Source organism: uncultured Pseudoflavonifractor sp. (assembly GCA_904419835.1).
Lineage (GTDB): Bacteria > Bacillota > Clostridia > Oscillospirales > Oscillospiraceae > Pseudoflavonifractor.
Map to the genome: position 1 here is coordinate 20143 of CAJFTA010000007.1, position 19253 is coordinate 39395.

The 19253-nt window shown below is 62.8% G+C and carries 24 protein-coding genes; 19 read left to right on the forward strand and 5 right to left on the reverse strand.

From position 1 onward, the window contains the following. Window positions 1–179: 179 nt before the first annotated feature. The 10 genes from hisZ (at window position 180) to QZY67_RS02270 (ending at window position 7951) form a co-directional block, all read left to right on the forward strand. Window positions 180–1349: an ATP phosphoribosyltransferase regulatory subunit gene (hisZ, locus tag QZY67_RS02225; protein WP_295368340.1), complete on the forward strand. Its 1170-nt coding sequence runs from the start codon at window positions 180–182 to the stop codon at window positions 1347–1349. Then, the gene (hisG, locus tag QZY67_RS02230; protein WP_295368341.1) at window positions 1346–1990 is read left to right on the forward strand and encodes an ATP phosphoribosyltransferase; all 645 of its coding nucleotides are present in this window, start codon (window positions 1346–1348) and stop codon (window positions 1988–1990) included. Before hisZ ends, hisG begins: the two co-directional genes overlap by 4 nt. Then, entirely contained in the window at window positions 1984–3282 is a 1299-nt protein-coding gene (gene hisD / locus QZY67_RS02235; RefSeq protein ID WP_295368342.1) for a histidinol dehydrogenase, read from the forward strand. The genes hisG and hisD overlap by 7 nt, the downstream gene beginning before the upstream one ends. Then, complete coding sequence (hisB, locus tag QZY67_RS02240) at window positions 3282–3893, forward strand: imidazoleglycerol-phosphate dehydratase HisB (RefSeq protein WP_295368343.1); 612 nt, start codon at window positions 3282–3284, stop codon at window positions 3891–3893. The genes hisD and hisB overlap by 1 nt, the downstream gene beginning before the upstream one ends. Continuing rightward, complete coding sequence (hisH, locus tag QZY67_RS02245; RefSeq protein ID WP_295368344.1) at window positions 3893–4501, forward strand: imidazole glycerol phosphate synthase subunit HisH; 609 nt, start codon at window positions 3893–3895, stop codon at window positions 4499–4501. Before hisB ends, hisH begins: the two co-directional genes overlap by 1 nt. After that, window positions 4498–5220 carry a 1-(5-phosphoribosyl)-5-[(5-phosphoribosylamino)methylideneamino]imidazole-4-carboxamide isomerase gene (gene hisA / locus QZY67_RS02250; RefSeq protein WP_295368345.1) on the forward strand — a complete coding sequence of 241 codons (723 nt, stop codon included), beginning with the start codon at window positions 4498–4500 and terminating at the stop codon, window positions 5218–5220. The genes hisH and hisA overlap by 4 nt, the downstream gene beginning before the upstream one ends. After that, entirely contained in the window at window positions 5214–6017 is an 804-nt protein-coding gene (gene hisF, locus QZY67_RS02255) for an imidazole glycerol phosphate synthase subunit HisF (protein ID WP_295368346.1), read from the forward strand. The genes hisA and hisF overlap by 7 nt, the downstream gene beginning before the upstream one ends. Then, entirely contained in the window at window positions 6010–6336 is a 327-nt protein-coding gene (gene hisI, locus QZY67_RS02260) for a phosphoribosyl-AMP cyclohydrolase (protein WP_295368347.1), read from the forward strand. The genes hisF and hisI overlap by 8 nt, the downstream gene beginning before the upstream one ends. A gap of 3 nt (window positions 6337–6339) precedes the next feature. After that, window positions 6340–6669, forward strand: coding sequence for a phosphoribosyl-ATP diphosphatase (gene hisE / locus QZY67_RS02265; RefSeq protein WP_295368348.1), 330 nt, complete (start codon window positions 6340–6342; stop codon window positions 6667–6669). Window positions 6670–6772: 103 nt separating this feature from the next. Next, complete coding sequence (locus QZY67_RS02270) at window positions 6773–7951, forward strand: iron-containing alcohol dehydrogenase (protein WP_295368349.1); 1179 nt, start codon at window positions 6773–6775, stop codon at window positions 7949–7951. Window positions 7952–7998: 47 nt separating this feature from the next. Here QZY67_RS02270 and QZY67_RS02275 read toward each other — a convergent pair whose 3' ends face one another. Continuing rightward, complete coding sequence (locus tag QZY67_RS02275) at window positions 7999–8502, reverse strand: nitroreductase family protein (protein WP_295368350.1); 504 nt, start codon at window positions 8500–8502, stop codon at window positions 7999–8001. Window positions 8503–8727: 225 nt separating this feature from the next. Here QZY67_RS02275 and QZY67_RS02280 point away from each other — a divergent pair, with 225 nt between their 5' ends. The 3 genes from QZY67_RS02280 to QZY67_RS02290 all read left to right on the forward strand — a co-directional run bounded on the left by QZY67_RS02280 (window position 8728) and on the right by QZY67_RS02290 (window position 10862). Next, on the forward strand, window positions 8728–9375 hold the full coding sequence (locus QZY67_RS02280) for a redox-sensing transcriptional repressor Rex (protein ID WP_295368351.1): 648 nt from the start codon (window positions 8728–8730) through the stop codon (window positions 9373–9375). A gap of 3 nt (window positions 9376–9378) precedes the next feature. After that, on the forward strand, window positions 9379–10530 hold the full coding sequence (locus QZY67_RS02285; RefSeq protein WP_295368352.1) for a hypothetical protein: 1152 nt from the start codon (window positions 9379–9381) through the stop codon (window positions 10528–10530). Window positions 10531–10706: 176 nt separating this feature from the next. Then, complete coding sequence (locus QZY67_RS02290) at window positions 10707–10862, forward strand: hypothetical protein (protein WP_294534088.1); 156 nt, start codon at window positions 10707–10709, stop codon at window positions 10860–10862. 89 nt (window positions 10863–10951) lie between these two features. Here the strand turns inward: QZY67_RS02290 and gltX are convergent, their stop codons facing one another. Beyond that, on the reverse strand, window positions 10952–12436 hold the full coding sequence (gltX, locus tag QZY67_RS02295; protein WP_295368353.1) for a glutamate--tRNA ligase: 1485 nt from the start codon (window positions 12434–12436) through the stop codon (window positions 10952–10954). Window positions 12437–12628: 192 nt separating this feature from the next. Between gltX and trpS the strand changes: the two genes are divergently transcribed. From trpS to QZY67_RS02315, 4 genes are read left to right on the forward strand one after another with little or no spacing between them, the layout of a single operon-like run. Continuing rightward, on the forward strand, window positions 12629–13630 hold the full coding sequence (gene trpS, locus QZY67_RS02300; protein WP_294534082.1) for a tryptophan--tRNA ligase: 1002 nt from the start codon (window positions 12629–12631) through the stop codon (window positions 13628–13630). Between the two features lie 34 nt (window positions 13631–13664). Next, window positions 13665–14777: an MraY family glycosyltransferase gene (locus QZY67_RS02305; RefSeq protein WP_295368354.1), complete on the forward strand. Its 1113-nt coding sequence runs from the start codon at window positions 13665–13667 to the stop codon at window positions 14775–14777. Then, entirely contained in the window at window positions 14774–15937 is a 1164-nt protein-coding gene (gene wecB, locus QZY67_RS02310) for a UDP-N-acetylglucosamine 2-epimerase (non-hydrolyzing) (RefSeq protein ID WP_295368355.1), read from the forward strand. Before QZY67_RS02305 ends, wecB begins: the two co-directional genes overlap by 4 nt. Window positions 15938–15970: 33 nt before the next feature. Then, a complete protein-coding gene (locus tag QZY67_RS02315) occupies window positions 15971–16747 on the forward strand; it encodes a hypothetical protein (RefSeq protein ID WP_295368356.1) in 777 nt (258 codons plus the stop codon). A gap of 5 nt (window positions 16748–16752) precedes the next feature. Here the strand turns inward: QZY67_RS02315 and QZY67_RS02320 are convergent, their stop codons facing one another. From QZY67_RS02320 to QZY67_RS02330, 3 genes are read right to left on the reverse strand one after another with little or no spacing between them, the layout of a single operon-like run. Continuing rightward, window positions 16753–17061 carry a hypothetical protein gene (locus QZY67_RS02320; protein WP_295368357.1) on the reverse strand — a complete coding sequence of 103 codons (309 nt, stop codon included), beginning with the start codon at window positions 17059–17061 and terminating at the stop codon, window positions 16753–16755. Beyond that, window positions 17054–17566: a hypothetical protein gene (locus QZY67_RS02325; RefSeq protein WP_295368358.1), complete on the reverse strand. Its 513-nt coding sequence runs from the start codon at window positions 17564–17566 to the stop codon at window positions 17054–17056. Before QZY67_RS02325 ends, QZY67_RS02320 begins: the two co-directional genes overlap by 8 nt. Before the next feature lie 42 nt (window positions 17567–17608). Further along, window positions 17609–17890: a hypothetical protein gene (locus QZY67_RS02330; protein ID WP_294534066.1), complete on the reverse strand. Its 282-nt coding sequence runs from the start codon at window positions 17888–17890 to the stop codon at window positions 17609–17611. A gap of 86 nt (window positions 17891–17976) precedes the next feature. Between QZY67_RS02330 and QZY67_RS02335 the strand changes: the two genes are divergently transcribed. Beyond that, the gene (locus QZY67_RS02335; protein ID WP_295368359.1) at window positions 17977–18450 is read left to right on the forward strand and encodes a YfcE family phosphodiesterase; all 474 of its coding nucleotides are present in this window, start codon (window positions 17977–17979) and stop codon (window positions 18448–18450) included. Window positions 18451–18454: 4 nt separating this feature from the next. Continuing rightward, the gene (locus QZY67_RS02340) at window positions 18455–19240 is read left to right on the forward strand and encodes a type III pantothenate kinase (protein WP_295368360.1); all 786 of its coding nucleotides are present in this window, start codon (window positions 18455–18457) and stop codon (window positions 19238–19240) included. Window positions 19241–19253 lie beyond the last annotated feature (13 nt).

A 19253-nucleotide genomic window follows, 5' to 3' on the forward strand; every position in this document is an offset into this window, starting at 1 on the left:
GCGGTGTTTTCTCTGTGGCTGCGCAGGTGACCGGAGTGCTCCGGCCGCCTGCGCAGCTCTGTTTTTTTCCGGGCGGGCAGCTCTGGAACGGTCGGAGTGAACTGGTAAAAAATTGTTGACTTTAGTATGGTAATGTGCTACTATGAAAAAGTAAAAATCGGGCATAGGAGGCATTTAGGGTGAATTACACGGTACATACCCCCGAGGGTACCCGGGACCGGCTCTTTGCCGAGTGCCGGGAGCGGCGCCAGGTCCAGCGGGCGCTGACGGCGCTCTTCCGCCGCCGAAGCTATGCGGAGATTATCACCCCCGAGGTGGAGTTTTACGACCTCTTCCTCCAGTCGGGCAACCCGATGCCCCAGGAGGCCATGCTGAAGATCATTGACCGCTCCGGCAAGATTATGGTCATGCGGCCCGACTGCACCACCCCCATCGCCCGGGTGGCGGCCACCAAGCTGCGCACCGTACCCCTGCCCCAGCGGCTCTACTATGACCAGACCGTGTTCCGCTCCGGGGACGCGCACCGGGGCGGCAGCAGTGAGATTGCCCAGTGCGGTGTGGAGCTCATCGGCGCGGCGGGGAAGAAGGCCGACCTGGAGATGGTGGCCCTGGCCGTGGACGCGCTGAAGGCCGCCGGCCTGGAGCGCTTCCATGTGGAGCTGGGCCACGTGGGCTTCTTCCGGGAGCTGACCGCCCGGGTGGATATGCCCGCGGCGGCAGCGGAGCAGATGCGCTCCCTCATCGAGGGCAAGAACTTCGCCGCCCTCAACGATTTGCTGGAGCCCTACGCCGGACAGCCCGCCGTCCGTCCCCTCCGCCGCCTGCCCTATCTCTTCGGAGGGGCCGAGGTGCTGGACGAGGCGGAGAATCTCTCCGGCGGCAGCGACGCCCTGGACTATCTGCGGGATCTGTACAGTGAGCTGAAGACCGCGGGCTACGGGGACCACATCCGTTTTGACCTGGGTCTGGTCCATCAGATTGACTACTACACCGGCGTGGTCTTCCGGGGCTACGTGGAGGGGGCGGGGGACGCCGTCCTCTCCGGCGGACGGTACGACAAGCTGGTGGGCGCCTTCGGGCGGCCCGCCCAGGCCACCGGATTTGCCGTGGACGTGGACGCGGTGGCGGCCTGTCTGCCTGCTGTGTCTCCCGCCGGGCTGGAGATGCTGATTCACTACGGCGATGGAGAGTTGGCCAGAGCCCTGGCGGTGCTGGATGTCCGGGAGCCCGGCTCCTGTGAGCTGTCCCCCTGCCGTGCCCTGGAGTCCACCCTCAGCCTGGCCCGGGAGAAGGGGGCGTCTGTGGTGCTGGTGCTGGAAAACGGCGGAGAGAGGCTGGTGGAGGTATGAGTCAGAATCTGAGAATCGCCCTGACCAAGGGCCGCCTGCAGGACAAGGCCGTGTCCCTCTTTGAGGCCATGGGGTTGGATTGCACCCCCATCAAGAACCCGGGCCGCCGACTCATCCACACCATCCCCAACTATCCGCTGGACGGGGTGCTGGCCAAGGCGCCCGACGTCATCACCTATGTGGAGCACGGTGTCTGCGACCTGGGTATCGCCGGAAAGGATACCATTCTGGAGCAGGGCGGCGCCTTCTACGAGGTGCTGGACCTGGGCTTCGGCAAGTGCCGCTTCGCCCTGGCGGTGAAAGAGGGCAGCGACTTCTACGGCACCTACAAGACCCGGCGCATCGCCAGCAAATACCCCAACGTGGCCCGGGCCTTCTTCGCCAAAAAGGGTATGGACGTGGACATCATCAAAATTGAGGGCAGCGTGGAGCTGGCCCCCATCCTGGGCCTGGCCGACGCCATCGTGGATATTGTGGAGACGGGCGCTACGCTGAAGGAGAACGGCCTGGTGCCCATCGAGACCGTGGCGCCGGTGAGCGCCCGGCTGATTGTCAACACAGCCAGCATGAAGCTCCGCAAGGCGGAGATTCAGGATTTTATCGCCAGATGTGAGCGGGAATTGGAGAAGAAGTCATGCTAGAGATCATCCGTGCCGACGGAACGGCGGAGAAGAACAGAATTGCCGCCATGCGGGCCAGAGCGGCCCAGGTGAGCGCGAACGTGGACCGCGCGGTGGCTGATATCCTGAACGATGTAAGGGAAAATGGCTTTGCAGCAGTCAAGGAGTACTCTCTCCGGTTTGACAAGGCGGAGCCCCGGGAAATTTCCAGGGCGGAGCTGGACGCGGCCTACGCCGCCTGCCCGGCCGGACTGATTGCCGCCATGGAGCGGTCCGCCGCCAACATCCGGGACTACAACGAGCACCTGCTCTCCCGCACCATGGAGTGGCGCTCGCCCGACGGCGGCGTGGTGGGCCGGGTGGTCCGGGGCCTGACTAGGGTGGGCATCTACGTGCCCGGCGGCACGGCGGCCTATCCCTCCTCGGTGCTGATGAATGCGGTGCCCGCCAGGGTGGCGGGGGTGGAGGAGATCGTAATGGTCACGCCCCCCACCGAGAACCTGAACAGCGCCGTGCTGGCCGCGGCAAAAATCGCCGGAGTGGACCGCTGTCTCGCCGTGGGCGGGGCCCAGGCGGTGGCGGCTCTGACCTATGGGGCCGGGTTTATCCCCCGGGTGGATAAGCTGGTGGGGCCGGGCAACGCCTTCGTGGCGGCGGCCAAGCGGATGGCCTATGGAACGCTGGACATTGATATGGTGGCCGGCCCCTCCGAGGTGCTGGTCATTGCCGACGGCAGCGCCAAACCGGCGTATGTGGCCGCCGACCTGCTCAGCCAGGCCGAGCACGACAGGCTGGCCTCCGCCGTGCTGCTGACCACCAGCATGGAGCTGGCCCAGGCGGTTGACAGGGAAATTATCCGCCAGACCGGGTATCTGAGCCGCAGCGAGATTATGGAGGCCTCCCTCCGGGACTTCGGCTGCGCCATTGTCTGCGACACCCTGGACGGCTGCGCCGCTCTGGCCAACGAGATCGCCCCGGAGCACCTGGAGATTGTCACCGAGGACCCCCGGGCCCTGCTGCCCGCCATCCGCAACGCCGGCGCGGTGTTCCTGGGGGCCTGGTCCCCGGAGCCCCTGGGGGACTATATGGCCGGGCCGGATCACGTGCTGCCCACCAGCGGCACCGCCCGCTTCTTCTCGCCCCTGAGCGTGGACAGCTTCCTCAAAACCATGAGCGTCATCTCCTATGAAAAGGAGCAGCTGGCGCCGGTCAAGGACCAGATCATCGCTCTGGCCGAGGCGGAGCGGCTCACCGCTCACGCCAACGCCATCCGGGTGCGCTTTGAAGAGGCACCGTCCAAGGAGGGATTTTGATGGAGACCCATGTGTACAAGGCGGGAGACGCCCCCATTCGGGCCTATACCATTGCGCGCAAGACCAAGGAGACTCAGATCCGCGTGGACCTCTGTTTGGACGGGGGAGAGGTGAAGGTGTCCACCGGCATCGGCTTTTTTGACCATATGCTCCACGCCCTGGCCTTCTACGCCGGGTTTGGCCTGGAGCTGGAGGCAAAAGGCGACCTGGAGGTGGACGGCCACCACACCGTGGAGGACACCGGCATTGTCCTGGGTCAGGCCTTCCGGCAGGCCCTCGGCAGCCGGAAGGGTATCCGCCGCTTTGCCAGCGCCTATGTGCCCATGGACGAGGCCCTGGCCTTCACCGCGCTGGACATCTCCAACCGGCCTTTCCTGGTCTACGAGGCGGAGATGCCCCAGGAGCGGATGGGGGAGTATGATGCCTGCCTCACCGAGGAGTTCATGCGGGCCTTTGCGGTCAACGGAGGGCTGACCCTCCACATGAAGGCCCTCTACGGCCGGAATTCCCACCATATTACTGAGGCCCTTTTCAAGTCCCTTGGCCTGGCCCTGAAGGACGCGGTGAAGATAGAGGGGAGCGGTGTCACCTCCACCAAGGGGGTGCTGTAATGGGCTATACCGCAATCGTGGACTACGGCGTGGGCAATCTGAAGAGCATCGCCAACGCCATGGACTATCTGGGCCTGCCCACCCAGGTCACCGACGACGCCGGAGCCCTGGAGCGGGCCGACGCCATTATCCTGCCCGGCGTGGGAGCCTTCCCCGACGCGGCGGAGCGGCTGCGCCGGTCCGGTCTGGACAGGGTGGTGATAGCTCAGGCGGAGCAAAAGCCCATTCTGGGCATCTGCCTGGGGATGCAGCTGCTCTTCGACGAGGGGGAAGAGGTACGGGGCTGTAAAGGTCTTGGCCTTGTCCATGGCCGGGTAAAGCGGATTGAGACAGACCGGAAGCTGCCCCACATCGGCTGGAACAGTCTGACCTTCCAGAACGACGCTCCCATCTTCCGGGGGCTGGAGGACGGTGCGTGGGTCTACTTTGTCCACTCCTACTGCGGCGTGGCCGCATCGGAGGAGGACGTGATCGCCCGCACGGAGTACGGCGTGTCTGTGGTGGCGGCGGTGCGCAGCGGAAATGTGTACGGCTGCCAGTTCCACCCTGAGAAGAGCGGGGAGACCGGCCTGCAAATCCTGAAAAACTTTGGGGAGCTGAACCGATGAAACTGTTTCCTGCCATTGATATGAAGGAGCGTAAGGTTGTAAGACTTTATAAAGGAGATTTCGCAACGGTCCATCAGGTTGCCGACGATCCCCTCACCGTGGCCCGGGCCTTTTATGACGCGGGCGCCCGCCACATCCACATGGTGGACCTGGACGGCGCCCGCAGCGGCGTGCGGGTCAACTTCCCTATGATCTATCAGGTCATTCAGAACTCCGGCCTCAAGGTGGAGCTGGGCGGCGGCATCAAGACCGAGTTGGACGTCATCACCGTGGGCGGGTCCGGCGTGGACCGGCTGGTCATCGGCTCAGCGGCGGTCACCAACCCCGTCCTGGTGTCCTATGCCCTGGGGCTCTACGGAGACCGGGTGGCCGTGGGCATCGACAGCCTGAGCGGCAAGGTGCGCACCGCCGGCTGGGAGGAGAACTCCGGCCTGGACTACCTGGAGTTTGCCGCCCAAATGGAGTCGATTGGTGTAAAGAATATTATCTTTACAGATATTGCGACAGATGGAATGCTGTCCGGTCCCTCCTATGAACAGCTGGCGCGGCTCCAGAAGACGGTGTCCTGTAACATCACCGCATCAGGGGGCGTCTCCTGTCTGGACGACATCAAGCGCCTGCGGGATATGGGGCTTTACGGCGCCATCATCGGCAAGGCCTACTACGCCGGGACCATCGACCTGGCGGAGGCGGTAAAGGAGGCTGGGGACCAGTGCTAGCCAAACGGATCATCCCCTGCCTGGACGTCCGGGACGGCCGGGTGGTCAAGGGGGTCAACTTTGTCAACATCCGGGACGCAGGTGACCCGGTGGAGCTGGCCAAGTACTACTCGGACGCGGGCGCGGACGAGATTGTCTTTCTGGATATCACCGCCACCAGCGACAACCGAAACACGGTGGCCGACGTGGTGGAGCGGACGGCAGAGCAGGTCTTTGTGCCCCTGACTGTGGGAGGCGGCATCCGCACACTGGAGGACTTCCAGCTGCTGCTCCGGGCCGGAGCGGATAAGATCTCGGTCAACTCTGCGGCGGTGAAGGACCCCACCCTCATCTCCCGGGCGGCGGAACGGTTCGGCTCTCAGTGCGTGGTGCTGGCCATTGACGCCCGCAGCAGGGGAGACGGCACCTGGGAGGTTGTGACCGCCGGGGGCCGCAGCCCCACAGGCCTGGACGCGGTGGCCTGGGCCAGAGAGGGCCAGCGGCTGGGGGCGGGGGAGATCCTCCTCACCTCCATGGACGCAGACGGCACCAAGGCCGGCTTTGACCTGCCTATGACCAGGGCCGTCACCCGGGCGGTGGGCATCCCGGTCATCGCCTCGGGGGGCTGCGGCAGTCTGGAGCACTTCGCCCAGGTCTTTGAGGAGACCGGCTGCGACGCGGCTCTGGCGGCGTCCCTCTTCCACTTCGGGGAGCTGACCGTGGAGGAGGTCAAGGAATACCTGCGGGGCCGGGGCGTCCCGGTCCGCCGGTCGGAGAAGAGTGGAAGCGAGTGGATGGGGGGACGGCTGCATGTTTAATTTGGATCAGCTGTTTCAAAAGTCGGAGCTGATTCCGGTGATCATCCAGGACGCGGACACCCTGGAGGTGCTGATGCTGGGCTTTACCAATCGGGAGGCGGTGGAGCTGACTCTGAAGACCAAAACCGCCTGGTTCTGGAGCCGCAGCAGGCAGAAGCTGTGGAACAAGGGGGAGAGCTCGGGCCACTTCCTCCATGTGGAGCGGATGGTCACCGACTGCGACACCGACACCCTGCTCTACTTCTGCCATCCCGTGGGCCCCACCTGCCACACCGGGGCGCGGAGCTGCTTTTTCCGGGAAATCGCAATGGAGGAATGACGTATGAACGATGAAGTTTTGAAGAGGCTCTATCAGGTGGTGCTGGACCGGAAGGTCAACCCCCAGGAGGGTTCCTACACCTGCTATCTCTTTGACAAGGGCGTGGACAAAATTCTCAAGAAGGTGGGGGAGGAGTGCGCCGAGACCATCATCGCCGCCAAGAACGGCGTGGCGGAGGACACGGTGAACGAGTGCTCCGACCTGCTCTACCACCTGATGGTCCTGCTGGCGGCCCAGAATATCCCCTTAGATGCGGTGCTCTCCGAGCTGGACCGCCGCAGCGCCAAAATCGGCAACCTGAAACAGATGCGGGTCACCGACCACAACACCTAATTACAAAAGGCCATGTCCGCTGTCACGCGGATATGGCCTTTTGTCTGGAGTTGTAGTATACTGGTCTCTGGACGAAAGTTCTGCCTCAAGGAGGAATTGTGAGATGAATGCCTTTACCTATCATGTACCTACCAGGGTCATTTTCGGCGAGGACACGGAGAGACAGACCGGACAGGCCATCCGGGACGCAGGGGGCACCAAGGTGCTGTTTATCTGCGGCGGCAGCGCGCTGAAAAGCGGCCTGATGCAGCGCATTGTTGAGTCGATGGACCAGGCTGGACTGTCCTGGGTAGGGGTGAGCGGCGTGAAGCCCAATCCCCGGCTGAAGCTGGCTCAGGATACCGTGGACACATACGCCGGCAGGGGATTTGACTTTGTGCTGGGCGTGGGCGGCGGCAGCGTCATCGATACGGCCAAGGCGGTGGCTCACGGCCTGGCCCGGCCCGACGTGCCCATCTGGGACTATTACAGCGGCAAGGAAAAGGTGACGGCCTCCCTGAAAAAGGGCGTGGTCCTCACCATTGCGGCGGCGGGCAGCGAGATGTCGGACTCCGCCGTGCTCACCAACGAGGCCAACGGCCAGAAAAAGGGGATCAACACCCCCTTCAACCAGCCGGAGTTTGCCATCATGAACCCCGCCCTCACCTGTACCCTGCCGCCCCGGCAGACCGCCTGCGGCGTGGCCGACATCATGATGCACACCATGGACCGCTATTTCAGCGTCCAGACCGACAACGCCCTCACCGACGGCATTGCCGAGGCGCTGCTCCGCACGGTGATTGAATACGGCCGGGTGGTCATGGACGACCCCAATGACCGGAAGGCCCGGTCTGAAATCATGTGGTGCGGCAGCCTGTCCCACAACGGCCTCACCGGTCTGGGCCAGCCCAAGGACTTCTCCACCCATGCCCTGGGCCATGAGCTCTCCGGGATGTTCGACCTGCCCCACGGCGAGAGCCTGACCATCATGTGGCCCGCCTGGGCCCGGTATGTGTACCGGGACGCGCCCGGCCGGTTTGCCCGGTTCGGGCGGAACGTCTGGGGCATCCAGGAGGAGGACGAGGAGCGGGCCGCGCTGGCCGCCATCCGGGCCACAGAGCGGTATTTCTGCGACGTGCTGAAGCTGCCTGTCTCCTTTAAAAAGGCCATAGGCGTACAGGATGAGGCGACCCTCCGGGACCTGGCCCTGCGGGCCACCTACTACGGCGGCCGCAGGGTGGGGCAGCTCCACCCCATGGAGAAGGACGAGCTCTTTCAGATCTATCAGCTGGCCAACCACTGAGAAAATGAGCAGCGGCGCCCATTGGGCGCCGCTCAGGCCGCTGCCGGTCAGCCCTTCCAGAAGCTGACCTTGTCCGGGTCATACTGGTCTGTCCTGGGCCGCTCCTCAGCGGGCCAGCCCAGGGCCACGATGCCCACGGGGAGCACCGCGCCGTCCAGCCGGAAGTAGCGGGAAAAGCCTTCAATCCGCTCCGGCTTGGGGGCGATTGCGCACCAGCAGGCGCCCAGGCCCTGGTGAACCGCCTCCACCAGCAGGTTCTCAATGGCGGCGGCACAGTTGACGTAGAGATATCCCTCCTCAACCTCGGCATTGCGGTCGCCCAAAACCATGATGGCGGCCTGAGCCTGCCGCATCATGGCGGTGTAGGGCTGGAGGGACGGGATGTCGTCCAGGGTTTTCCGGTCGGTGATGACCAGAAAGCGCCAGCTCTGCGTGTTGCGGGCGGAGGGGGCGTTCATAGCGGCCCGGAGCAGCTCGGTGAACACATCCTCCGGGATGGGGCGGGCTGTATAGCGGCGGATGCTGCGGCGTTCAAACAGTTCTTTCAGCATAGAACTCTCCTCCTTATATTTACGGGCGATAACCCCTTTTGCGGTTGTTCAACCGGCATTATTTTAGCATAAATGCGGGAAAAAGGAAAGCCGGGCCGGGCGCAGCCGGAAACCCGGTGAAAAAAATTGACAAGCGCAGGGTACTGCGGTAAACTATTAAAATAAGCGTAAGACCCGGCCTGACGGGAAAACAGCCAACCAAAACAGAGTGAGTGTGATAAAACGATGAGAAAGCAGAAGGTATCCAGCGCCGTAATCCGGCGGCTGCCTCGGTATTACCGCCACCTGAACGATCTCTTTCAAGCCGGTACCGTCCGAATTTCCTCCAATGCCCTGGGGAGCTCCATGGGGCTGACCGCCTCCCAGATCCGGCAGGACCTGTCCTGTTTCGGAGAGTTCGGCCAGCAGGGATATGGATATAATGTAGAGAAGCTGAGGGGCGAGATCTCCGACATCCTGGGGATGAACCGCTCCCATACGGCAGTGATTCTGGGCGCCGGCAACCTGGGCCGGGCGCTGATTGAGAATTTCCATTTTGAAAAGAACGGTTTCCAGCTGACCGCCGCCTTTGACGTCAACCCCGCCATTGTGGGCAGCACCATCGGCGGCGTGACCATCCGGCACGCGGACACGCTGGAGGCGTATCTGGCGGAGCACCCCACCAGCGTGGGCGTGCTCACCGTCCCCGGCCGGGTGGCCAACGGCCTGGCGGAGCGTCTGGCCGCCGCCGGCGTGAAGGGCATCTGGAACTTTACCAATATTGAGCTGAATCTGGCTGACAGCGATAACGTGATCATCGAGGACGTGCACTTTGCCGACAGCCTTCTGGCGCTGAGCTATATGATCTCCGACGCGGACGACGCCCGGGAGTAAACGATGAGACGAATTGCGGCAGCCCTGCTGGCCATGCTTCTGCTGGCCGGCTGTGTGGCGGCGGTGGCGGCGGGCGGCAGTTCCTCCGATCCGCTGCTGACCCAATCCTATTTTACCAATACTTATATCCCTGAGACCGTGGAGCAGGCGGACAAAGAGATTCAGTCCGGCCTCGGCAAGGTCTACGACGATGCGCTCAATGAGCTCAAGGCCCAGGCGGAGCTGTACCAGGCCAGGGCCAACGCGCTGGCCGGGGAGGGGGGCGGATATGCCGCCTCCTTTACCGAGCAGCGCTTCAAGCGGGGCGACGTCATCAACTTGGACACCGGCTCCAGCGGCATGCTGCTGGCCGGGTCCGCCTCCATCTCCTATGCCTCCGGCGGCGTGGTGGACATGACCACGGCCGCCGACGTGGCCTCCGGTACGGCAATGGCGGTCCGGCACCGCTATCTGGCTGCGGAGAACACCCTGTGCCAAGTGACCATCACCTCGGATACCGCTGTGCTGGCGCCCCAGGGATTTTACTCCGTTGTGAAAAGCAGCGCCACGGATTACAACGAGCTGGCCAACGCCCTGAAGGAGATGGGGCTGTTCAAGGGCGGCGACACGGCCTATGGCGATGGGCTGATGCTGGAGAACGCCCCCACCCGCATTGAGGGACTGATCATGTTTCTCCGCCTGCTGGGGGAGGAAGAGGCGGCTCTGGCCACCACGGACGCCTGCCCCTTTGTGGACGTACCCGAGTGGTGCCGCAGTTACGTGACCTACGCCTACGCCAAGGGATATACCAGGGGTGTGGGCGCGGACAGCGAGGAGCTGTACTTTGCCCCCTATGTCACCATCACCGCCGGGGAGTACATGACCTTTGTGCTCCGGGCGCTGGGCTATCGGGACAGCGGCGACAGCCCGGACTTCCAGTGGGATTCGGCGCTGCTCCGCAGCCTGGAGCTGGGGTGCATCACCGACGGGGAGTATAAGCTGCTGGTGGAGGAGTCCTTCCTCCGCGCCCAGGTGGCCTATGTGTCTTACTACGCGCTGGACGCCGGAATGAAGTCCGGCGGGACCCTTCTCAGCCACCTGACTGCGGCGGGCACACTGGATGCCGCCAAAGTCACAGCAGTGCGGGACAGCGTAGTCACAGAGAGAATTGCATAACCAACCCCCGGCGGTCTGACGAACCGCCGGGGGTTGGTTTTTCTATCCCTGCCGATGGCGCCGCAGCCCGCACCAATCAGGACGTGGGGCATAGTATGAAGTGAGGCCGCGCAGGAGAAGCTGTCAGGGCAGACTCCGGCAGCCGGTCTCCATTTCATTTCAGGAGGTACTTCATTATGGGGTGCTGCAATAACGGTTCCGGCTGGGGTGGCTGCGGCTGCCTGTGGATCATCATCCTTATCATCATCCTGTGCTGCTGCTGCGGCGGCGGAAGCTGGGGCGGCTGCGGCGGTGGCTGCAACAACGGCTGCGGCAATAACTGCGGCTGCTGAAACCGGCAGGCTGAACATAAGAACGAAGGGCCGGGCGCCTGTGCGCCCGGCCCTCTGTCACGAGAACGCAGGAACGATAAGGTGGGGACTCAGCCGCCCAGTTGAGCGATGCCCTTGCGGATGCGGGAGAGAGCCTCGTCCCGGCCCAGGATGTGGCACAGCTCCACCGCGCCGCCGGGGGTGACCGCCTTGCCGGACAGGGCGGTGCGCACCGGCCACATGATCCGGCCGTTCTTCAGCTCCAGCTTCTCCGCCAAACCGATGAGGGCGTCGTGAATGGCGTCGTAGGTCCAGTCGCTCAAGCCCTCCAGCACGGGGAGCACCTGGTTAAGGGCCTCCAGAGAGTTCTCCTCATTGGTCTTCATCTTCTTGTGGCAGTAGAGCTCGTTGGAGTACTCAGGCAGGGCATCAAAGAAGTCCACCTGGGGGGCGATGTCCAGCAGGGTGTCGCACCGGGGCTGGACCAGGGGGGCGATGAGCTTCAGGTCAATGCCGGGGGTCTTGACGGCCTCCCGGAGGTAGGGCTCGGCCAGGGCGTAGAAGTCCTCGGCGGAGAGCTCCCGCAGGTACTTGGCGTTGAAATAGCGCAGCTTCTCGATATCAAAGATGGCGGGGGACTTGGAGATGCCGCCGATGTCGAACACATGGGAGAGCTCCTCCAGGGAGAAGAACTCCTGCTCGCTGTACTCGCCCCGGGGGGACCAGCCCAGCAGGGTGACGTAGTTGACCACAGCCTGGGAGAGGAAGCCCTGGGCGATGAGGTCCTGGTAGGAGGGGTCGCCGTGGCGCTTGCTCATCTTGTTGTGGGCGTCCCGCATGACGGGGGAGCAGTGGATATAGGTGGGCACCTCCCAGCCGAAGGCCTGGTAGAGCAGGTTGTACTTGGGCGCGGAGGAGAGGTACTCGCTGCCCCGGACCACGTGGGTGATGCCCATCAGGTGGTCGTCGATGACGTTGGCAAAGTTGTAGGTGGGCAGACCGTCGGACTTGATGAGCACCTGGTCATCCAGAGTGTCGTTGTCCACGGTGATGTCGCCGAACACAGCGTCGGAGAAGGTGGTGGTCCCGCCGGAGGGGATCTTCTGGCGGATCACGTAGGAAGCCCCGGCTTCCACGCGGGCCCTGGCCTCCTCCAGGCTCAGGGAACGGCAGGGGTCGGCGGCACGGTCGAAGTTGCCGCTGTCCTCCTCGCTCTCGGTCTTTTCGCAGAAGCAGTAGTAGGCGTGGCCCCGCTCCACCAGCAACTCGGCGTATTTGCCATAGGTGTCCCGGCGCTGGGTCTGGATATAGGGGGCCACAGGGCCGCCGATATCGGGACCCTCGTCCCAGGTCAGGCCGCACTCCCGGAGGGTCTTGTAGATGACCTCGGTGGCGCCCTCCACCAGGCGCTCCTGGTCGGTGTCCTCAATGCGGAGAATAAAGGTGCCGCCCTGATGCCGGGCGATGAGCCAGGTGTAAAGGGCGGTGCGCAGGTTTCCGATGTGCATATAGCCGGTGGGGGAGGGGGCGAAGCGGGTGCGGACCTTGCCCTTGGGGATGCGGGCCTCCATGTCGTCAAACCATTTCATATCCATGGTGATGCCTCCAGTGGTAATAATTGTGAGAATCACGCCGGCAGGCGGAAGTTCTTCTGATCTTTACCATTCTAAAGGCAAGGGTAAAACTTGTCAAGCGGTACGCCATGTGGTATGATAAACTGGTATGTAAATATGCGCCCCGAAAGAGGAAAATTGTCTCAGGAGGCGCAGTCGAGGTGTAAAACAGAAATGGAAACGACAAAGAAAGTAATGCTCTCCGGCATCCAGCCCAGCGGCGATCTGCACCTGGGCAACTACCTTGGCGCCATCAAGAACTGGGGCGCCCGGGCGGACGAGTTTGACTGCTACTATTTCATGGCGGACATGCACACCATCACTGTCCGCCAGACTCCCGCCGACCTGCGCCGCCGCACCCTGGAGCAGCTGGCCCAGTACATCGCCTGCGGCCTGGACCCGGAGAAGAACACCCTGTTCGTCCAGTCCCACGTCCACCAGCACGCGGAGCTGGCCTGGGTGCTGTCCTGCTACACCATGTTCGGCGAGCTCTCCCGCATGACCCAGTTCAAGGACAAGTCCGCCAAGCATGCCGACAACATCAACGCCGGCCTGTTCACCTACCCCTGCCTGATGGCGGCGGACATCCTGCTCTATCAGCCTGACTTTGTGCCCGTGGGCGAGGACCAGAAGCAGCACGTAGAGCTGACCCGCAATATCGCCCAGCGCTTCAACCATGTCTACGGCGACGTGCTCAAAATGCCCGAGCCGTACATCCCCAAGATGGGCGCCCGGGTCATGAGCCTGAACCAGCCCGACACCAAGATGAGCAAGTCCATTCCCGAGGGCTGCGTGTTCCTCATGGAGAAGCCGGAGGACATTATGCGCAAGTTTAAGCGGGCCGTCACCGACAGCGATACCGAGCGCTGCGTCCGGTACGACCGGGAGAACAAGCCCGGCGTGGCCAACCTGATGAGCATCTATTCCGCCGTCACCGGCAAGACCTTTGCGGAGATCGAGGCTGAGTTCGACGGAAAGGGGTACGGCGCCTTCAAGCCTGTGGTGGGCGAGGCGGTGGTGGAGATGCTCCGGCCCATCCAGGAGGAGACCCGCCGGCTGCTCTCCGACAAGGCCTATCTGGAGGGCGTATACCGCGCCGGCGCGGAGAAGGCCTCCTATGTGGCGGAGAAGACCCTGCGCAAGGTCTATAAAAAGGTGGGCTTCCTGCAGCGCTGAAGCGGCAGTTGATTCCGTCTAAAGGAGAAGGACCATGAATATAGAACTTCGCGAGATCGGCATGGTGGCGGCCGCCATGGGCGTGGCGCTGATTGTCGCCCTTATTCTGACCCCGGTGGTCAAATCCCTCGCGCAGAAGGTGGGCGCGGTGGATGTGCCCAAGGATAACCGCCGGATGCATGACCATCCCATCCCCCGCATGGGGGGCCTGGCCATCTTTTTCGGCTTTATTGCCAGTACCCTGCTTTTTGTGGAGATGACGCCCCAGATCCGGGGCATGCTGCTCGGCGCCGTGATCATTGTGGTGCTGGGGATTTTTGACGATATCTACTCCCTGAAGGCATCGCTCAAGTTTGTGATCCAGATTATCGCGGCCCTGGTGGCGGTTATGTCCGGAAACGTGATTGAGATTATCTCCAATCCCAATGTGTTCTCCGCCAATCTCTACTGGGATCTGGGCTGGCTGGCCTATCCGGCCACTGTCATCTGGATTGTGGCCATCACCAACGCCGTCAATCTGATTGACGGTCTGGACGGCCTGGCCTGCGGCGTGTCCACCATCAGCTCCATGACGTTGCTGGTCATCGCCATGTCTGTGGGGGAGGTGCCCATCGCCCTGATGGTGGCCGCCCTGTGCGGCGGCTGCCTTGGCTTCCTGCCCTACAACCTGAACCCGGCCAAAATCTTTATGGGGGATACCGGCTCCACCTTCCTGGGCTTTGTCCTGGCGGTGATCTCGGTTCAGGGCCTCTTCAAGCTATACACCATCATCTCCTTTGTGGTGCCCTTCCTCATGCTGGGTCTGCCCATTTTTGACACCTGCTTTGCCTTCATCCGGCGCATCGCCCACGGCCAGAGCCCCATGCACGCCGACCGAAGCCATGTGCATCACCGGCTCATCGACATGGGCTTTTCCCAGAAGCAGGCGGTGGCTGTGCTCTACATCATCAGCGCCATCCTGGGCCTGTCCGCCGTGGTGCTGACCACCGAGGGCCCCGTCAAGGCCATGCTGCTGCTGATGGCTCTGTGCGCCGCCGGCGCGGTCGCCGGGCAGATTTTCATGCACAACAACAGGAAAAACCGGGGTAATCCGCCCCGGACAGGGGAACCCGAGGACGGGACCGGGGAGGAGGAAGAGACAAAATGAGACCCATCCGTGTCATGACCATTTTCGGCACCCGGCCTGAGGCCATCAAGATGGCCCCGCTGGTGCAGGAGCTCAGCCGCCGGGAGGGGATCGAATCCCTGTGCTGCGTCACCGCCCAGCACCGGCAGATGCTGGACTCCGTGCTGGAGATTTTCCGCCTGAAGCCAGACTATGACCTGAACATTATGGAGCCCCGGCAGACCCTGTCCACCATCACCACCAAGTGCCTGCTGGGACTGGAGGAGGTGTTCCAGGACGCAAAGCCCGACCTGGTGCTGGTCCACGGCGACACCTCCACCACCTTTGCCGGGGCGCTGGCCGCCTTCTACCACCAGATTATGGTGGGTCACGTGGAGGCCGGCCTGCGCACCTGGGACAAATACTCCCCCTACCCCGAGGAGATGAACCGCACCCTTGTGGGGGACATTGCCGACCTCCATTTCTGCCCCACCTCCGCCAACCGGGCCAACCTGGCTGGCGAGGGGATTCAGGACGGGGTGTTTATCACCGGCAATACCGTCATTGACGCCCTCCAGACAACGGTTGTAAAAGACTATCACTTTGCAACTGAGCTGCTCAACCACCTGGACTACGTAGGCAAAAAAATCATCCTGGTTACCTGTCACCGCCGGGAGAACTACGGCCGGCCCATGGCCAACATCATGACCGCCCTGCGCCGCACAGCGGATACCCACGAGGACGTGGAACTGGTGTACCCGGTGCACCTGTCCCCGGTGGTGCGGGAGGCGGCTGCCAAGTATCTCTCCGGCCACCCCAGAATTCATCTCATTGACCCCCTGGATGTGGAGGAGATGCACAACCTGATGGCCCGCTGCTACCTGGTCATGACCGACTCCGGCGGACTGCAGGAGGAGGCGCCCGCCTTGGGGCGTCCGGTGCTTGTTCTGCGCCGGGAGACCGAGCGGCCCGAGGCCGTGGAGGCGGGCACGGTAAAGATTGCGGGCACGGAGGAAGCGGATGTGTACCAGCTGGCCCATACCCTGCTGACCGATGCCAATGCCTACGGCGAGATGGCCCACGCGGTCAATCCCTACGGCGACGGCCAGGCCTGCCGCCGCATTGCCGACGCCATTGAGTGGAAATTCGGCCTGCAGGAGCAGCCCCCGGAGGAATTTGGGGCTTTGAACGGCAGAATCTGAACGGCGGGGTAAATCCAATATGGAGGTGGGGGAGTGGAAGAGAGAAACCGAACAATCTTTGTGGTGCTCATTGCCATTGTGATTGTGATCGCGGTGTTTTCCAGTTTCGGCCTCAATCTGTTTAGCCCAGCCGCTCCCGAAATTACCCTGCCCGCAGTCACCGAACCAGCAGAGGATGAGCAGGGGCAAGGGGGCCAGCCGGCGGACACGGATCGCTACGTCCGGGTGGAGGTGATGCCGGAGACGGTTCAGAGCGTGATCCGCACCATGGTTCCACTCCAGCCCGAGAGCTATTTCCGGACCATTACAGTAGAGACCTCCCTGGGAGACGGGGCCATGGGCGCCACGGTCAACCGGGTCTGGCAGGACGCCGGATGGACTCAGGTGGAGTCTACCTGGCCCGGCGGAACTGTGGAGCACACCATTGCAGGCGACGGGACCGTCTACCGCTGGTACGGCGGCGACAGCACCTGGACCCAATGGGACGAGGGGGAGCGGGATATAAACATGGCCCAGCGGATCCCAACATACGAGGATGTGCTGGCGCTGAATATAAAGTCCATTACCTCCACAGGATACGAGGAACGGAACGGGGAATCCTGCGTCTACGTGGAGACGGCGGAGAATGAGCTGGGCAACCGGGAGCGCTACTGGGTGTCGGTGTCCAACGGCCTGCTGATTGGCGCGGAGACCTGGTGCGGCGACGAGCTGGTGATGCGGATGTCCTCCGAGCCGGTGGAGATGCCGGCGCCGGCGGGGACTGCGTTCATGCTCCCCGACGGCACTGCGCTCCATACCGTAGAGGCTTAATCGGATTACTCGAGGCCCAGCAGGAGGAGCAGCCCCAGCGTGATCATCAGCTCCACGTCGTCGCCCTCCATGAAAAGAAAGAGGAGAATGAGCAGGAGGAGCACGTCCCCGCTGTCCAGTTGGTCCAGCTTGAGGCTTTTGAGCAGTGAGGCAAGGGCGCCTGCGGCTTTTTCCGCCTTGGGTACCGCCTCGCCGTTGGACGGAGGAGGGGACTGGGGGCGGTGCGCCTCTGGCTCCGGCCGGCCGGCCGGCTGCCCATCCTCCTCTAAAATCCGGGTGTATCCTCCGGTGCCGGGGATATATCGGTTATACATCCGTTTCGCCCCCTTCTTTTTTGAAGACCTGGAAGGCGACCCGGATGACCCGGGAGAGCTTGGCGATCTGAATGGCTTTTTCCAGCTTGGCCTGCCGCTCCTCCTTCAGAAAGGGCTTCAGGGCGCTGAGAAGGGCGGTGCGCCGGTCATCCTCGGCGCTGTACGCGGAAAAGAGCTGAAGAGCGATTTGGATCAGCTTAGGGTCCAGGCTGCCCAGGACGGAGAGAGGACTGTCCCCGCCGCCGCTCTGGCCCTCCGGACGGGACTGCCCGGTTAGACCGGAGAGCAGGGCGGCCACGGCGTCCGAGTCCGGCGCCTGGCCGCCGGCGTCCCCGTCAGGGGCCCCATTTGGAGGCTGCTCTGCCGCCTGGTCATCCTGTCCGCTGCCCTGGGCGTCGCCTGCGGTATCTCCAGCGTCCGACAGGGAACGGGCAATGGACATAATTTGGCCCATAGCCTCTGGATTGCCCAGAATCGCATTCAGTTTATCCTCCAGATCGGCCATGGCTCACCCTCCGTTCCCTGGGAAATCCAGCGGCTGTTCGGCTTACGTTCTGGGCAGGGTTCCGCTGATGCGCCCTACCACCTCGGCGCCCTCCTTGCTCTGCATCAGGTGTTCCACAATACCGGCGAGGGCTTTGGCATCGCCCTTCATGGCGGCGTCGGCGGCGCCCTTGAGGCCGCCGCCAGCCTGACGGTTGAGCATCTCCATCAGGGCTTTGGTGTCCGGGGAGCTCATAATGCGGGTCAGCGCCTCCTTGTTTTTGAGCAGCGCTGCGGCCTCAGGGGATTTCATCAGGTCGTTCAGGTTGGATTTGGGTGCAGCCATGGCGTATCCCTCCAATCAACATTGTATGTATGCAGCCCGTTGAACTTCACTCTCATTCTATGCCCGACAGGGGAGATGGTGCATTGATGAAACTGTTGGTTTTTTCCGATTCCCATGGGAATATTGAACACATGCGCCGGGCAGTGGAGCAGGAACGGCCGGATCAGATTCTCCATCTGGGGGATGTGATGCGGGACGCGGTGGAGCTGTCCCGGTCCTATCCGAATATCCCCCTGGAGCTGGTGCCCGGCAACTGCGACTATGCCACCGACGTGCCTGCCCAGAAAATTCTGTTTTTTGAGGGGCGCCGGATTCTCATGACCCACGGCCATATCTACCATGTCAAGCTGGGGATAGGTCAAGCGGTCAGGGCGGCCGTGGAGGCCAAAGTGGATATTCTCCTCTTCGGCCATACCCACGAGGCCTTCTGCTGTCAGCAGGACGGCCTGTGGGTTATGAATCCTGGAACCATCCGAGGCGGCCTGGTGCCCACCTGCGGCGTCATCCGCCTGGAAGGGGATCACACATCATGTGAAATCATTGAGATTCCAAGGGGGTAAAGCCATGCTGCTTGCCATTGATGTGGGGAACACCAATATGGTGTTTGGTATTTACGAAGGGGACTGGCTGGTGAGCAGCTTCCGCCTGAAGACCGATGCCAGCCGAACTGCGGATGAGATTGGCCTGCTGGCTACCCGGTATTTTGCGCAATTTGGCCTGGACGCCAACGGGGTGGAGGACGTGATCATCGCCTCGGTGGTGCCACCTGTCATGGGGGCTCTCACCGGCGCTGTCGCCAAATACTTCAGCCGCAGGCCTCTCATCATTGACGGCGGAGTGGATCCCGGCCTGCCCTACGCTGTGGGCGGAGATGAGCGGCTGGGCGCTGACCGGTCGGTGGCCTGCGTGGCCGCTCTGGAGAAGTACGGTGCGCCTCTGGTGGTGCTGGACTTCGGCACGGCCACCACAGTGGACGCGGTCAGCCGGGAAGGGGCATACCTGGGCGGCTGCATCACGGCCGGCGTGCGTATCTCCACCGAGGCCCTGTTTCAGAAGACGGCAATGCTTCCGAACGTAGAACTTGCAATGCCTGACAAGGTATTAGGCTGTACAGCTGTGGGCCAGATTCAGGCGGGCGCCGTCATGGGATATATCGGCGCTATGGAGTATCTCATCCGCCGCGCCAAGCGGGAGATGGGGTACCCGGAGCGGGAGATCAAGGTGGTGGCCACCGGCGGGCTGGCCCGGATGGTGGCAGACAACACGGATATGATCGATCTGGTGGACGAGAGCCTGATTCTGGACGGCCTGCGCATTATCTATCGGCGCTGGCGGGCGGAAAAAGCATAAAAAGCAACACGGG

Excerpts from the sequence above, each read along its gene's own strand:
- QZY67_RS02340 (WP_295368360.1), top strand. The coding sequence starts at position 18,455 with ATGCTGCTTGCCATTGATGTGGGGAACACCAATATGGTGTTTGGTATT.
- QZY67_RS02305 (WP_295368354.1), top strand. The coding sequence starts at position 13,665 with ATGAATATAGAACTTCGCGAGATCGGCATGGTGGCGGCCGCCATGGGC.
- QZY67_RS02270 (WP_295368349.1), top strand. The coding sequence starts at position 6,773 with ATGAATGCCTTTACCTATCATGTACCTACCAGGGTCATTTTCGGCGAG.
- hisB (WP_295368343.1), top strand. The coding sequence starts at position 3,282 with ATGGAGACCCATGTGTACAAGGCGGGAGACGCCCCCATTCGGGCCTAT.
- QZY67_RS02335 (WP_295368359.1), top strand. The coding sequence starts at position 17,977 with ATGAAACTGTTGGTTTTTTCCGATTCCCATGGGAATATTGAACACATG.
- hisD (WP_295368342.1), top strand. The coding sequence starts at position 1,984 with ATGCTAGAGATCATCCGTGCCGACGGAACGGCGGAGAAGAACAGAATT.
- QZY67_RS02320 (WP_295368357.1), bottom strand. The coding sequence starts at position 17,061 with ATGTATAACCGATATATCCCCGGCACCGGAGGATACACCCGGATTTTA.
- trpS (WP_294534082.1), top strand. The coding sequence starts at position 12,629 with ATGGAAACGACAAAGAAAGTAATGCTCTCCGGCATCCAGCCCAGCGGC.
- wecB (WP_295368355.1), top strand. The coding sequence starts at position 14,774 with ATGAGACCCATCCGTGTCATGACCATTTTCGGCACCCGGCCTGAGGCC.
- QZY67_RS02330 (WP_294534066.1), bottom strand. The coding sequence starts at position 17,890 with ATGGCTGCACCCAAATCCAACCTGAACGACCTGATGAAATCCCCTGAG.
- QZY67_RS02325 (WP_295368358.1), bottom strand. The coding sequence starts at position 17,566 with ATGGCCGATCTGGAGGATAAACTGAATGCGATTCTGGGCAATCCAGAG.
- hisH (WP_295368344.1), top strand. The coding sequence starts at position 3,893 with ATGGGCTATACCGCAATCGTGGACTACGGCGTGGGCAATCTGAAGAGC.
- QZY67_RS02285 (WP_295368352.1), top strand. The coding sequence starts at position 9,379 with ATGAGACGAATTGCGGCAGCCCTGCTGGCCATGCTTCTGCTGGCCGGC.
- gltX (WP_295368353.1), bottom strand. The coding sequence starts at position 12,436 with ATGGATATGAAATGGTTTGACGACATGGAGGCCCGCATCCCCAAGGGC.
- QZY67_RS02275 (WP_295368350.1), bottom strand. The coding sequence starts at position 8,502 with ATGCTGAAAGAACTGTTTGAACGCCGCAGCATCCGCCGCTATACAGCC.
- hisE (WP_295368348.1), top strand. The coding sequence starts at position 6,340 with ATGAACGATGAAGTTTTGAAGAGGCTCTATCAGGTGGTGCTGGACCGG.
- hisG (WP_295368341.1), top strand. The coding sequence starts at position 1,346 with ATGAGTCAGAATCTGAGAATCGCCCTGACCAAGGGCCGCCTGCAGGAC.
- hisA (WP_295368345.1), top strand. The coding sequence starts at position 4,498 with ATGAAACTGTTTCCTGCCATTGATATGAAGGAGCGTAAGGTTGTAAGA.
- QZY67_RS02290 (WP_294534088.1), top strand. The coding sequence starts at position 10,707 with ATGGGGTGCTGCAATAACGGTTCCGGCTGGGGTGGCTGCGGCTGCCTG.
- hisI (WP_295368347.1), top strand. The coding sequence starts at position 6,010 with ATGTTTAATTTGGATCAGCTGTTTCAAAAGTCGGAGCTGATTCCGGTG.
- QZY67_RS02280 (WP_295368351.1), top strand. The coding sequence starts at position 8,728 with ATGAGAAAGCAGAAGGTATCCAGCGCCGTAATCCGGCGGCTGCCTCGG.